At 73.5% G+C, this 14,111-nt stretch carries 8 protein-coding genes; 3 read left to right on the top strand and 5 right to left on the bottom strand.

Annotated features, from left to right (window positions below):
* Nucleotide 1 precedes the first annotated feature (1 nt).
* Together ACZ56E_RS09895 and ACZ56E_RS09890 are read left to right on the top strand one after the other, a co-directional pair.
* Complete coding sequence (locus tag ACZ56E_RS09895; RefSeq protein ID WP_398301108.1) at nt 2-1,081, top strand: HAMP domain-containing sensor histidine kinase; 1,080 nt, start codon at nt 2-4, stop codon at nt 1,079-1,081.
* A gap of 275 nt (nt 1,082-1,356) precedes the next feature.
* Nucleotides 1,357-5,184: a multifunctional oxoglutarate decarboxylase/oxoglutarate dehydrogenase thiamine pyrophosphate-binding subunit/dihydrolipoyllysine-residue succinyltransferase subunit gene (locus ACZ56E_RS09890; RefSeq protein WP_471212841.1), complete on the top strand. Its 3,828-nt coding sequence runs from the start codon at nt 1,357-1,359 to the stop codon at nt 5,182-5,184.
* Nucleotides 5,185-5,289: 105 nt separating this feature from the next.
* Here ACZ56E_RS09890 and ACZ56E_RS09885 read toward each other — a convergent pair whose 3' ends face one another.
* The 4 genes from ACZ56E_RS09885 to ACZ56E_RS09870 form a co-directional block, all read right to left on the bottom strand.
* Nucleotides 5,290-9,204, bottom strand: coding sequence for an SAV_2336 N-terminal domain-related protein (locus tag ACZ56E_RS09885; RefSeq protein ID WP_471212840.1), 3,915 nt, complete (start codon nt 9,202-9,204; stop codon nt 5,290-5,292).
* Between the two features lie 4 nt (nt 9,205-9,208).
* A complete protein-coding gene (locus ACZ56E_RS09880; protein WP_468608947.1) occupies nt 9,209-10,210 on the bottom strand; it encodes an AAA family ATPase in 1,002 nt (333 codons plus the stop codon).
* A gap of 82 nt (nt 10,211-10,292) precedes the next feature.
* Nucleotides 10,293-12,323 (bottom strand): VMAP-C domain-containing protein, encoded by a 2,031-nt coding sequence (locus tag ACZ56E_RS09875; RefSeq protein WP_471212836.1) that lies wholly within the window; start codon nt 12,321-12,323, stop codon nt 10,293-10,295.
* Nucleotides 12,316-12,792, bottom strand: coding sequence for a CU044_2847 family protein (locus tag ACZ56E_RS09870; RefSeq protein WP_471212834.1), 477 nt, complete (start codon nt 12,790-12,792; stop codon nt 12,316-12,318). Before ACZ56E_RS09870 ends, ACZ56E_RS09875 begins: the two co-directional genes overlap by 8 nt.
* A 185-nt stretch (nt 12,793-12,977) precedes the next feature.
* On the opposite strand from ACZ56E_RS09870, the gene ACZ56E_RS09865 reads away from it, so the two are divergent.
* The gene (locus ACZ56E_RS09865) at nt 12,978-13,160 is read left to right on the top strand and encodes a DUF6104 family protein (RefSeq protein ID WP_003961784.1); all 183 of its coding nucleotides are present in this window, start codon (nt 12,978-12,980) and stop codon (nt 13,158-13,160) included.
* 21 nt (nt 13,161-13,181) lie between these two features.
* On the opposite strand, the gene ACZ56E_RS09860 is transcribed toward ACZ56E_RS09865, so the two are convergent.
* Nucleotides 13,182-14,093, bottom strand: a complete 912-nt coding sequence (locus ACZ56E_RS09860) for a TIGR03620 family F420-dependent LLM class oxidoreductase (protein ID WP_471213151.1) — start codon at nt 14,091-14,093, stop codon at nt 13,182-13,184.
* Nucleotides 14,094-14,111: the final 18 nt, after the last annotated feature.

Genomic DNA, 14,111 nt, shown 5'->3' with positions numbered 1-14,111 from the left:
CGTGAGCGGGCCCTTCGGAGAGCTGCGGCCGTTCTCCATCAAGACCAAGCTCGGCGCCCTCGTGGTCGTCTCGGTGTTCATCACCACGGGGCTGCTCCTCGTGGCCATGAAGACCAAGACCGAGCTGCGCTTCATCACCGTCTTCTCGGTGATCGCCACCCTCCTCATCACCCAGTTCGTGGCCCACAGCCTCACCGCCCCGCTGGACGAGATGAACGCGGTGGCCCGCGCCGTCTCGCACGGCGACTACACGCGCCGGGTGCGCGGCGCGGACCGGCGCGACGAGCTGGGCGACGTGGCCTCCACCATCAACGCCATGGCGGACGACCTGGAGGCGCAGGACACCCAGCGCAAGGAGCTCGTCGCCAACGTCTCGCACGAGCTGCGCACCCCCATCGCGGCGCTGCGCGCCGTCCTGGAGAACGTCGTCGACGGTGTCTCCGCCGCCGACCCCGAGACGATGCGCACGGCTCTGAAGCAGACCGAGCGCCTGGGGCGGCTCGTCGAGACGCTGCTCGACCTCTCCCGCCTGGACAACGGCGTGGTCCCCCTGAAGGCGCGCCGCTTCGAGGTGTGGCCGTATCTGTCGGGTGTCCTGAAGGAGGCCAACATGGTGGCCTCCGCGCGCGCGGGCATCGCGTCGGGCTCCGGCAGTCATACGCGTACGGACGTCCATCTGCACCTGGACGTGTCGCCGCCGGAGCTGACGGCCCACGCGGACGCGGAGCGGCTCCACCAGGTCGTGGCCAACCTCATCGACAACGCGGTCAAGCACAGCCCGCCGCACGGCCGCGTGACGGTGCGGGCCAGGCGCGGCCCCTACCCCGAGTCCCTGGACCTGGAGGTGCTCGACGAGGGCCCCGGCATCCCGGAGTCGGAGTGGCACCGCGTCTTCGAGCGGTTCAACCGCGGCAGCCACGCGGGCGCCCCCGTGAAGGGCTCGGGGAACGACGGCGGGACCGGTCTCGGCCTGGCCATCGCGCGCTGGGCGGTCGATCTGCACGGCGGCCACATCGGGGTGGCCGAATCCCCTCGCGGCTGCCGCATCCAGGTCACTCTTCCGGGCCTGCCCGAGGCGTGAAGTTGACGTAGGGTTCGAGTGAAAGCGATTCAAGGGTGCCGTTCCTGGGCACCCGGGGGCCGCCGCCGCGCGTAGACGTCCCACGGACGTACCCGCGCGGCCATCTGGCGTTGCGGAACCTCGCTTGTTTCCCGCCATTTACAGCGCCGAAACCACTGTTCCAGTGTGACTTACGCGACGGATGCCGGGCCCGGTCTGCACCTCGCGGCTTCGGAGGCGTAGCCTTTATTTCCGCTGTCCATCACCTTGTGAAGCGGAAGAGGGCGGTTACCGCCGTGTCGTCACAGTCCCCCAGTAGCTCGAGCACTTCGACCGACCAAGACGCGCAGGGCAAGGACCCTGCCGCCGCCTTCGGTCCCAATGAGTGGCTCGTAGACGAGATCTATCAGCAGTACCTCCAGGACCCGAATTCGGTCGACCGAGCCTGGTGGGACTTCTTCGCCGACTACAAGCCAGGGGCGGGCGCTTCCGTAGCCGCCGCCCCGGCGAAGCCGGCGGGTGACGCGGCCGCGGGGGCCGCGGCCACCACTCCCGCCGCGCCGCCGGCCGAGGCCGCTCCGGCCAAGGCCGCACCCGCCGCTCCCCAGGCGCAGGCACCGGCCGCTCCCGCGAAGCCCGCGGCCGCCGCTCCGGCTCCCGCCGCGAAGCCGGCCGCCGCCAAGCCCGCCGCTGCCGCGAAGCCCGCGGCCGCGAAGCCCGCCGCCAAGGCGGAGCCCGCGGCCGAGGCCCCGGCCGGTCCCGAGTACGTGACGCTGCGCGGCCCCGCCGCCGCGGTCGCGAAGAACATGAACGCCTCGATCGAGGTCCCGACGGCGACGTCGGTCCGCGCGGTCCCGGTGAAGCTGCTCTTCGACAACCGCATCGTCATCAACAACCACCTCAAGCGCGCCCGCGGCGGGAAGATCTCCTTCACGCACCTCATCGGGTACGCGATGGTGCAGGCCATCAAGGCCATGCCGTCGATGAACTACTCCTTCCAGGAGAAGGACGGCAAGCCCACCCTGGTCAAGCCGGAGCACATCAACTTCGGCCTCGCCATCGACCTGGTGAAGCCCAACGGCGACCGCCAGCTCGTGGTCGCGGGCATCAAGAAGGCCGAGACGCTGAACTTCTTCGAGTTCTGGCAGGCCTACGAGGACATCGTCCGCCGCGCCCGCGACGGCAAGCTGGGCATGGACGACTTCACCGGTGTGACGGTCTCCCTGACCAACCCCGGCGGCCTCGGCACCGTCCACTCGGTCCCGCGTCTGATGCCCGGCCAGTCGGTCATCATGGGCGTCGGCTCCATGGACTACCCCGCGGAGTTCCAGGGCACCTCCCAGGACACCCTGAACAAGCTCGGCATCTCGAAGGTCATGACGCTCACGTCGACCTACGACCACCGGGTCATCCAGGGCGCCGCCTCCGGCGAGTTCCTGCGGATCGTCGCGAACCTCCTCCTCGGTGAGCAGGACTTCTACGACGAGATCTTCAAGGCGCTCCGGATCCCCTACGAGCCGGTCCGCTGGCTCAAGGACATCGACGCCTCGCACGACGACGACGTCACGAAGGCCGCCCGCGTCTTCGAGCTGATCCACTCCTACCGCGTCCGCGGCCACGTCATGGCCGACACGGACCCGCTGGAGTACAAGCAGCGCAAGCACCCCGACCTGGACATCACCGAGCACGGCCTCACCCTGTGGGACCTGGAGCGGGAGTTCGCGGTCGGCGGCTTCGCCGGCAAGTCGATGATGAAGCTGCGCGACGTCCTCGGCGTGCTGCGCGACTCGTACTGCCGCACCACCGGCGTCGAGTTCATGCACATCCAGGACCCGAAGCAGCGCAAGTGGCTCCAGGACCGCATCGAGCGGACCCACGCCACCAAGCCCGAGCGCGAGGAGCAGCTGCGCATCCTGCGCCGCCTGAACTCCGCGGAGGCCTTCGAGACCTTCCTCCAGACGAAGTACGTCGGACAGAAGCGCTTCTCCCTGGAGGGCGGCGAGTCCGTCATCCCGCTGCTCGACGCCGTGCTCGACAGCGCCGCCGAGTCGCGTCTGGACGAGGTCGTCATCGGCATGGCCCACCGCGGCCGCCTGAACGTCCTCGCCAACATCGTCGGCAAGTCGTACGCCCAGATCTTCCGCGAGTTCGAGGGCAACATGGACCCCAAGTCCATGCACGGCTCCGGCGACGTGAAGTACCACCTGGGCGCCGAGGGCACCTTCACCGGCCTGGACGGCGAGCAGATCAAGGTCTCGCTGGCCGCCAACCCGTCCCACCTGGAGACGGTCGACCCGGTCATCGAGGGCATCGTCCGCGCCAAGCAGGACATCATCAACAAGGGCGGCACGGACTTCACCGTCCTGCCCGTCGCCCTGCACGGTGACGCGGCCTTCGCGGGCCAGGGTGTGGTCGCCGAGACGCTCAACATGTCGCAGCTCCGCGGCTACCGCACGGGCGGCACGGTCCACATCGTCATCAACAACCAGGTCGGCTTCACCGCCGCCCCGGAGTCGTCGCGCTCCTCCATGTACGCCACGGACGTGGCCCGCATGATCGAGGCGCCGATCTTCCACGTGAACGGCGACGACCCCGAGGCCGTCGTCCGCGTCGCCCGCCTCGCCTTCGAGTTCCGCCAGGCGTTCAACAAGGATGTGGTCATCGACCTCATCTGCTACCGCCGCCGCGGGCACAACGAGTCGGACAACCCGGCGTTCACGCAGCCGCTGATGTACGACCTGATCGACAAGAAGCGCTCGGTGCGCAAGCTCTACACCGAGTCCCTCATCGGTCGCGGCGACATCACCCTGGAAGAGGCCGAGCAGGCGCTGCAGGACTTCCAGGGCCAGCTGGAGAAGGTCTTCACCGAGGTCCGCGAGGCCGTCTCGCAGCCCGCGCAGGCCGACGTGCCGGCCCCGCAGGCCGAGTTCCCCGTGCACGTCGAGACCGCGATCTCCCAGGAGGTCGTCAAGCGGATCGCCGAGTCCCAGGTCAACATCCCCGACCGGGTCACCGTCCACCCGCGTCTGCAGCCGCAGCTGCAGCGCCGCGCGACGATGGTCGAAGAGGGCACGATCGACTGGGGCATGGGCGAGACCCTCGCCATCGGCTCGCTGCTCCTGGAGGGCACCCCGGTCCGCCTGTCGGGCCAGGACTCCCGCCGCGGCACGTTCGGCCAGCGCCACGCGGTCCTCATCGACCGCGCGACGGGCGAGGACTACACGCCGCTGATGTACCTCTCCGAGGACCAGGCTCGCTACAACGTCTACGACTCGCTGCTCTCCGAGTACGCGGTGATGGGCTTCGAGTACGGCTACTCCCTGGCCCGTCCCGAGTCCCTCGTCATGTGGGAAGCGCAGTTCGGCGACTTCGTCAACGGCGCGCAGACGGTGGTGGACGAGTACATCTCGGCCGCCGAGCAGAAGTGGAACCAGCACTCGGGCGTCACGCTGCTCCTGCCGCACGGTTACGAGGGCCAGGGACCGGACCACTCGTCCGCCCGCATCGAGCGCTTCCTCCAGCTGTGCGCGCAGAACAACATGACGGTCGCCATGCCGACCCTCCCGTCGAACTACTTCCACCTCCTGCGGTGGCAGGTGCACAACCCGCACCACAAGCCGCTGGTGGTCTTCACCCCGAAGTCGATGCTGCGCCTCAAGGCGGCGGCCTCGAAGACGGAGGAGTTCACGACGGGCGGCTTCCGCCCGGTCATCGGCGACAGCCACGTGGAGGCGTCGGCGGTCCGCAAGGTCGTCTTCTGCTCCGGCAAGCTGTACTACGACCTGGAGGCGGAGCGCCAGAAGCGCGGCGCCGACGACACGGCGATCATCCGCATCGAGCGCCTGTACCCGCTGCCGGGTGCGGAGCTCCAGGCGGAGATCGCCAAGTACCCGAACGCCGAGAAGTACCTGTGGGCGCAGGAGGAGCCGGCGAACCAGGGCGCATGGCCCTTCATCGCCCTCAACCTCATCGACCACCTGGACCTGGCGGTCGGCGCGGACATCCCGCACGGCGAGCGCCTGCGCCGCATTTCGCGGCCGCACAGCTCGTCCCCGGCGGTCGGCTCGGCCAAGCGCCACCAGGCCGAGCAGGACCAGCTGCTCAGCGAGGTCTTCGAGGCGTAAGCCACACGGCCGGTACGTGAGGCGGGCCCGGCCCCGAGTTCTACGGACTCGGGGCCGGGCCCGCCCGCGTTCGGTGCCGGTCGGCTGTGGCCCCCTGGCCGCCGGTCACGCTCCGCGGAGCAGGGTCTCCAGGCGGGTGACGGCGGCGCGGATCGCGTCGGCGCGGACATAGGTGGCGCGCGGCCCGTACTCGGGGAGCAGCCGTCGGGCCTTGCGGTACTCCGCGAGCGCCCGCTCGAACTCCCCGAGCTCTTCGAGGGCTTCGGCGTACGACTGGTGGGCCTCGGCGGCGAGCGACGGTTCCCCTGCTGCCACGGCTGTCTCGGCCGCCTCGCGGTAGTACTCGGCCGCCCACTGGAGCTGCGCCGAGAGGCCGGTGCGGGCGAAGATCTGCGCGGCCACCTCGCCGCGCCGCAGCCGGCAGTACGCGGCGAGCACGGGGTCCGTGACATTGCGGGCCACGGCGCCCAGGAGCCATTCGGCCTCGTACAGGTCGGTGAGCGTCTGCTGGACGTGGAAGCGGGCGATGTACGCGTTGGCCAGCTGCATCCGGCGCTCGTCCCGGCCCGGATCGCGCGGCGGTGTCGCGTCGACGGCGTCCCGCAGCTGGCGTACGGCGTCGTCGGTGTCCGCCACGGAGGCCGTCGCGACGCCGCGCTGGGCGAGGGCGGTGCCGAGCCGGGACATCAGCACGACCCGGCTCGGGTCGTCCCGCGACGTCAGGGGGAGGGCCTTCGTCCAGCCCTCGATGGCCAGTTGGCGGTGGACGGGCAGGCCCGTGGCCAGGTGCCGCGCCCAGTACACGTCCGCGCCGCGCACGTGACAGGCGAGGGTCAGCCCGTGGTCCCCGTCGGCCGCTTCGAGCGCCTCTTCCAGGGCGGTGTGGATGAGCCGCTGCCCGCCCTCGTCGGCGTCGTGACACCAGGCGAGCTGGAGGGCCTCCGCGAGGTCGAGCCAGGCGAGGCTGCGCTCGTCGGCGTCGAACGTGCCGCGCGCCAGGGCCTCCTGGAGGTCGTCGCAGGCGTCGGCGGCGATGGCGGTGCCGTCCGGCGCGCCCCGGTCGCCGCCCTCCCGCGCGATCTCGCCCCGCCCGGTGCAGTGCCGGGCCAGCCGCTTGCGCAGCCGCCCCCGCAGCAGGAATCCGTCGGCCGGGTCGGGGCCGAGGGCCAGCACGCCGGCGGTGTCGACGGCGCGGCGCATGAAGTCGACGTACACGTCCTGCGGGCGGGGGCCGTCGACTCCGTGGCGGGGCCGCCCCAGGGTGCTGCCGTGCAGGGCGGCGTCGCCGAGATCGAGGTGACCCGGGCGATGTTCAGTGCTCGGCGCGGCACCGGACGCGCCCGCACCCGCCCCCGCGCCACGTGCCGCCGGTCCGAGAAAGACCCCACCGCTGAAGTCGACCCGCGGCCCCCCGCCCGAAGCGCCCCCGAACGTGTCCGCAAGCCCCCCACGCCCGGGCCCGCCCTCCACGACCCGCCCCCCGAACACCCCACGACGCCCCGCCCCGCCCACCGCCCCGCCCAATAGGCCCTGCACCACCCCGGAGCCCTCACCCGACCCCGCCCGACCGCCCTGCCCGGCCTCGGGCCCCTGCCCACCGAAAACGGCACCGGGAACGGCACCGGAGGCCGAGCCGGAGCCCGAGGCATCATCGGGACCCGCCCCGGCGCCCCGCCCACCCGAAGCCTCACCCGGGTCCGAGGCAGCACCGGAGCCCGACGCAGCACCGGGACGCGAGCCGGTTTCCTGCCCCGCGCCCCCGACCCGCACGCCCCCCTCCACCAACCGCGCCGCCACCACCGCCAAGCGGCCCAGGGTCTCCGCCAGGGCGCGTTGGGCCGGCCAGCCGGGGTGGGACGGGTCGTCGCCGGCGTGGGCGGGGAGGGGGAGGAGTTCGGCTGTCGCGTCGTTCAGGAGGAGGTATTCGGCCCAGAGCGCCCCGCGTGTCCCTCGGGGGCCGCGCGGCGGGCCGCCGGCGAGGCGGGCCGCCCGCACCCGCACCTCGTCGGGCAGCGCGGCCGCCACCGTGCCCGCGCGTTCCACCTCCTCGGCGATCTCCATGAGCACCGCGCCGAGGAGAAGCCGGGTCTGCGGCGGCCGGTCCGCGACCGTGGCCGCGGCGCGCAGCGCCGCGCGCAGGTCCGCCACGCTCCGCCGCGCCGTCCACCGCAGGAACAGCGTCTCGCCCAGCTCGGCCAGGACGGCGTCGCGCCCCGCGCCGCCCTGCGCGGCCCTGACGGCCGCCTCCAACAGGTCGACCGCGCGGTCCAGTTCACGCGCCTGGCGTCCGTGCGCGTACCGTTCGCGGGCCGCGCGGGCCGCCGCCCTGAGCGCCGCCGCGTCGCCCCCGTCGGGGTGCTGGTCGACCTCCGTCCGCGTCCTCGGCAGGAACCGCCGCAGCACCTCCCCGGACACTTCGGCGAACGCCCGCAGGCCGGGGTGGTCCGCCTCGCCGCCGGTGCCCGGCGGCTGCACGGGCTCCCCCGCGTCGCCGAGCAGCGCGACCGCCGTGGCGGGGAAGTTGTGGACGCTGCGGCCGAACCGCCGCTCCAGGTAGTCCGAACAGTGCTTCTGCAGCAGCCGCGCGTCGTCCGGCGCGAGATGCCCGATGAGCTCTTCCTCGACGCCGTCGAGGAACTGGTAGGCGAGCACTTCGGGGTCGTCGTCCCGCTCGCTGCGTTTCAGGAGTCCGCCGAGCAGCACCTCGGCGAGGACTTCGGGCCCGCTGCCCGCCAGCATGGCGCGCTGCACGAGCTGCATCACCGGCAGGATCGTCGGCACCGCCGACAGATACACGGCGAGCTGCCAGGCCGCGGGTGACGCCGTGCGCCGGAACGCCCGCACCCGTTCCGGCGCGCCGACCTCCTGCCGGGCCCGCACGGGCGCGGAGGACGGTCCGTGCCCGGCCTCGGCCAGTCCCGCCGCCGCTTCCAGGGACTGCCCGGTGGCGCCCGACACGAGTCTGGCCCAGCCCTCCACGGAGGACCGGCGCAGGGCGAGCACCGGCACGGGGATGCCCCGCCGGGTCCGGGCCGGCGCGCCACTGCCGCCCGCGGGTTCGAACTCCAGGTGCCCGGCTGGCCCTTCCCAGCGGTGCAGGTGACCCCGCCGCGCGGGCAGGTGCGTACGCCGCCACATCCGCTGCGGCAGCGGCTGCACCACGGCGACGGGCGCGAGTGAGCCCCACCGGTACAGGAGCCGCTGCATCAGCCCGCCGCGCCACATCGGGCCCGCGCAGTCGCTGAGGACGAGGGTCAGCCGGCTGCCGGTGGGGTCGCTGAGGCGTCCGGGGTCCTGGAGCACGGCGCCGGGGCGGGCCGTCGCCGCGTACCCGGGGCGGCCGTCCGCACCCTCGTGCAGGAACTGCACCTGCACCTCGCGGAAGGCCCCGGACCGCTCGCACACGTGGCGTAACTCGCCGAGGGCCTGCTCCCACACGACCGTGGAGGTCGACAGGTCCATCACGAGGAGCAGCCGCGCCTCGCGCCGCCGCGCGTGCCGCAGCACGGGCACCACGAGCCCGGTGTCGGCGGCCCGCTCCGCCGTCGCCTGTTCGTCGAGGTCGCGCGGCACGGGCCGGACGGGCGGCCGGTACCGCTGCAGGGGCCGCAGCGCGCGCTGCAGGGCGAGCGGGTCGGGCAGCACCGCGGCGGCGGGCACCTGCACGGGGACGCCGCCGGGCCGTTCGGGGCCGCCGCCGTCGTCGACGGGCACGACGAGGCGGGAGCGGGGCGCGGGGCGGGGCGGCAGGTGGGGCGTGGGGGCCGGCGGGGCGGGCGTCCAGCGCGGGTCGGCCCCGCCGGGCGCGTGGCCGGACCGCGCGGGCCGTGCCCGGTCCGCTTCGGGGCGGCGCGCCCCGTCCGCATCGTCGCCCTCGTCGCACGCGGCGACCTGCGCAGCGAGCCACAGCGAGTCGGCCAGTTCCCGGGCGGTGGGGGCGATGTCGGCGTCCCGCAGGCGCGCGACGAGCACCGCGAGCGCGTCGCTCACGGCGTCGGTGCGGTGCGGGGCTCCGGTCATCGCGTCACCGCGGCCCGCGGTCCAGGGGCCGCATGAGCAGCCCGGCGATCTCCTCGCGCCGCTCCGGCTGCTGCCGGGCGGCGTGCTGGGCGAGGAAGATGGCGTTCAGGAGCTGGTCGGTGGGGCGCAGCGCGCCGTCGGCCTCGGCGTCCGTGAACTGGTCGACGAGGTCGATGTTCGTGTCGTACGCCCCCGTCCCGAAGTGCGCGAGGACCATCGCCGCGAGCCGCTGGTCGCGGGGCGGTTCGAGGTCGAGCGGCACGCAGCGGCGCAGCAGCGGCCCGGGGAACTCGCGCTCGCGGTTGCTGGTCAGGACGGTGACGGGGAAGGCGCGGCAGCGCACCCGGCCGCGGGTGACGGGCACGCGGCGCCCGTCGTCGGTGAGGACCTGCACGGTCTCCTGGCCTGGCCGGTCGGCGATGCGCTCCAGCTCGGGGATGCCGAACTCGCCCTCCTCCAGGACGTTCAGAAGGTCGTTGGGCAGGTCGATGTCGCTCTTGTCGAGCTCGTCGATGAGCAGGACGCGCGGCCGGTCGGAGGCGATGAGCGCGGTGCCGAGCGGGCCGAGCCGCAGATAGCGGCCGATGTCCTCGGCGTGGTCGCGGCCGAGCTGGTTGTCCTGGAGACGGCCGATCGCGTCGTACGTGTAGAGGCCGTCCTTCAGCTCACTCCGGCTGACGATGGCCCACTGCAGGACACGGCCGAGCCCCAGTTCGTACGCGAGGGAGTGCGCGAGGGTGCTCTTGCCGGAGCCCGGCTCGCCGGTGACGAGGAGGGGGCGCCGGAGGTAGAGGGCGGCGTTGATCAGTTCGAGTGCCTCGGTGCCCTGCACGGACATGGGGACGTTGCTGTCGCCGAGGCGCCGGCGCGTCGCGGAGTCGATGTCCGGGACGTCGTACGGCACCGGTTCCGCGTCGAAGGCGCGCCAGGGCGGCGGCCCGGGCAGCCGTCGGATCCTGTCCGGATCCGGACCACCGACTCCCTCGTAGATGAACCATCCGCTCACTGCGTGCCTCTCGTCGACAGTCGGTGGAAACGTACCCACGATCGCGCCCTCGCCACCGCGCGCGTGCCCGCGCGGGTCCCCCTCACGGCGAGTCCGCCGGCATCGTGTCCTCGGGCGGCAGCGGCCGCCGCGGGTCGTCGTACAGGAGGGCGAGGGGTTCCGCCCAGTGCCGGTCGTCCCTGCCGCTGCTGATGTCCTGCCGGATGTGCCGGATCCGGTCGGGGAGTTCGGCGACCGAGCCGAGCCGGCCGAGCAGCTGCTCCACGCCCGCGTGCAGGTCCTCGCAGGCGTCCTGGCAGCCGCGGGTGGCGTGCCCCTCGATGTGCCAGAGCACGACGCCGTGCCCGCTGCCGAGGGCCAGCCGCATGGCGTCGCGTCCGACGCCGCGCCCGGCGGGCCGGCACATCACGGGGATCACGGTGTGCGGCAGCTTCTGGAAGTGCCGGGCCTGCGGCCTGCTGTCCCGTTCGGGTACGCGCGCGGGCGCCAGTTCGCGAGCGGCGGCGACCGACCGCCAGCGGTCGTGCCAGTCGGGGTTGTCCGGATCGGCGCGGCGCGCCAGGTCGCGCAGGACGACGCGGCGCTGCGTGCCGAGCCGCTCGGTGGCGTACAGCTTCGCGATGTCGTCGAACTGCCAGCGGTGCACCTGGGTGTCGAAGTGCTCGGCGGGCAGGGCGAACTCGAGCGGTACGGGCGGTCCCTCGCCGTCGAGCCGGTGCAGGGTCCTGCCGAGGGGCGCGCGCAGCGCCTGGACGAGCTCACCGGGCAGGAAGCCCTCTCCGGAGTAGTCCTCCGCGGCCAGCTCCGTGTCGCCGTACGCGCCTTCGTACTCCCCCTCCCCCGGCTCCTCCCCGTGGTTGACCCAGATCTGCCAGTGGAAGCGGGTGGGCGCCACGCTGATCACCGGGTCGAGCAGGACGGTGACCGTGGGGCCTTCGCCGGGGCCCGGGTAGGGCACGGCCGCGCGGTCCGGGCCGCCGGGGTCGGGGAGCAGCCCGTCGGGCAGCCGGGCGTCGGTGACCAGGGCGTGCAGATGGACGCGGTCGTCCTCCCTGAGCCGCTCGGCGACCCACTCCTCGAGGCGCTCCGCGTCACCGCCGCGGCTGCGGACGTACGCGGCGACGAGCCGCAGATAGTGCAGGAACGTCAGCGCGTCCTCGGGCAGGGCGCTGTCGTAGAGCAGTCCGTGGCCGTCGCGCCAGGTGAGCAGCGCGGGCACGGCGCCGGGCGGCCTGCGCCCCCGCACCTTGCGCACGATCTTGGCGACGGACGGCGCGGCCCCCGGGTCGGGCAGCCGGGCGAGCAGGCCGAGCGCGGTGCGGCGGTCCTTGGGGGTCCACTGGTCGGGTCCGGGACGCCGCTCCGTCCCGGGCAGCCGCTGCTGTTCGTCGATCCAGTTGTCGCCGGTGATGACGCGCGGGGCCGTGCCGTGCCAGCGGTCGTGGGCGGCCGTCACCTTGCGGTAGGCGTCGCCGAACTGGCGCAGCGCGAGCGTCGCGACGGCCATGCCGCCGTCGCGCTCCCTGCGGCGCGACTTGATGACGCCGACGACGGCGCCGGTGCGCGGGTCGAGCAGCGGGCCGCCCGAGACGCCTTTGGGGAAGGCGATGTCGGGCTTGAAGCGCAGCCCCGCGCCGTCGTCGCGGACGTTGATCTCGGCGTCGGCGCTCCAGGGCTTGGCGCCCGCGCTGCTCTCGTTCTCGTCGGGCCGGTAGCCGTACGCGACGACGTCACCGAACGGGCGTACGGCACGGTCGGCGAGCCACACGCACTCGTGCTCCACGGTGTCGTCGAGGAGCCGGACCAGGGCGAGGTCCTCCTCGGGCGGCAGTACGGCCCGTTCGGGGTCGCCGATGAGCCAGTGCGCCAGGCGGGCCGTGACGGGGATGCCGTCGTTGAGGTCGGCGCCGCGCACGGCGAACGTCCGCCCGCGGTCCCTGGCGAGATACGGCCGCAGAACGTGCGCGCAGGTCAGCACCCACCCGGGAGCGACGAAAAACCCACTCCCCCACATGGCCGACTCCGCGCCGTGGGCACCGTCGTCGTCCGCCGCCATGAGATGGACGGTGGCGGCCTGCGCGAGGGCGTCGAGGCGGGGGGCGGGCTCAGGCATGGGGGGTGGTGGGGCTTGGTGGGGTGGTGGGGGGCGGAGGGGTGCTGGGGGTTGGTGGGGGGGCGGGGGTCTGCCGGGTGGCGGGGGCCTGCCGGGTGGCGGGGGCCTGCCGGGTGGCGGCGGCGTCGTCGCGCGGGGCGTTTCCGCCTCTGTCCAGCCGCCATGTGAGCGTGACCTGCACGGACGCCTTGGCCTCGCCCTCGGCGAGTACGGCGATCACCTTGCCGGGCTTGGCGCTGAGCTCCACGCCGAAGGTGACGCTGGCCTCGTCGGGCCGGGCCGCCGCCGCGGCGTCGAGCACGGAGCCGCCGACCCCGCGGATCAGCTCGCCGAGCTCCTCGACCCGGGCGACGGCGGTGTCGAGCACGCCGACGTCCTCGTCGTCCTCGCCGTGGCGGCCGGACGCGCCGATCCGCGCGTGCACGATCTTCCCGTCGGGCAGTTCGATCCGCTGGACATGTCCCGCCACTGTCCCCCGCTCTCCGCGCAGCTCACCCTTCGCCCTCGCCTACTCGGTCTGCGACGAGGACAGTGGCCCGCATGGTTGCAGGCGCCCCTCGAACGGCGCATGAAACCGGCCAGGTGGGAGCGGCCCGCGCACGGAATACCATGAAGCGGAAACAGCCGTCCGCCCGTGCGCAACAGGAGCATCAGTTGTACTTCACCGACCGTGGCATCGAGGAGCTGGAGAAGCGGCGCGGCGAGGAAGAGGTCACTTTCGAGTGGCTCGCCGAACAGCTCCGCACCTTCGTGGACCTCAACCCCGACTTCGAGGTCCCGGTGGAGCGCCTGGCGACGTGGCTGGCGCGTCTGGACGACGAGGACGAGGACGAGTAGTCACCCGCACCGCACCGGTGGTCATGCGCCGAGCAGGGCGGGGGCCAGCTCCCGCCACTGCGGCAGCGGCAGGGCGGCGGGATCGGCTGTGAGCACCTGTACGCAGACGTGGTCGGCGCCCGCGTCTAGATGGGCCCGCACGCGCGCGTGGAGCACGTCGACGTCTCCGTAGGCGACGATCGCGTCGACGAGGCGGCGGCTCGGGCGGCCGCCCGCGATGTCCTCGTCGCCGAATCCCATGCGGCGGACGTTCGCCGCCTGGTGGGGGGCGCTCATGACGTAGCCCGCCACGTGCCGTGCGGCCACCTCGCGCGCCCGGTCGACGTCGGTGTCGAGGACCACGGCCTGTTCGACGCCGAGGAACGCGTCCGGCCCCATGGTCTCGCGGGCCAGCGCGGTGTGTTCGACGGGAACGAAGTACGGGTGGGCGCCCCAGGTGCGCTCCGCGGCCAGCGCCAGCATCTTCGGGCCGAGCGCGGCCAGGACGCGGCGCGGGGCGGGGTCGGGGACGGGGCCGTGCGCGGGGGCGGCGTCCATGGAGTCCAGGTAGCCGCGCATGGTCGACAGGGCCCTTCCGCGCGCGGGCACGCGATAGCCGTCGACCTCGACGACGGTGTCGTCCACCCGGTGACCGCCGAGGCCGAGCAGATAGCGCCCCGGGAAGGCCTCACCGAGCGTGCGCTCCGCGGTCGCCATGGCCAGCGGGTCCCGGAAGGCGATGTTGGCGATGCCCGACGCGACGACGATGCGCCGGGTCGCGGAGAGCAGCAGCCACGCCTGCCCCACGGTGTCCCGCCCGAAGGCCTCCCCGAACCAGATGGCCCCGTAGCCCAGCTCCTCGATCTCCGCGGCGGCCTCCCGTACCCGCGGCGCGGGGTGCCCCTCGAAGGCGAAGGTCCACACCCCGACCCGCCCGAGCCCGTCCCGCCCCATGACGCCACTGCCCCTCAC

The organism is Streptomyces sp. NPDC039480 (genome assembly GCF_055597165.1).
This window is presented reverse-complemented; position numbering and strand designations above follow the sequence as displayed.

Coding starts and splice junctions, on each gene's coding strand:
- ACZ56E_RS09885 (WP_471212840.1), bottom strand. CDS start 9,204: ATGACCGGAGCCCCGCACCGCACCGACGCCGTGAGCGACGCGCTCGCG.
- ACZ56E_RS09860 (WP_471213151.1), bottom strand. CDS start 14,093: ATGGGGCGGGACGGGCTCGGGCGGGTCGGGGTGTGGACCTTCGCCTTC.
- ACZ56E_RS09875 (WP_471212836.1), bottom strand. CDS start 12,323: ATGCCTGAGCCCGCCCCCCGCCTCGACGCCCTCGCGCAGGCCGCCACC.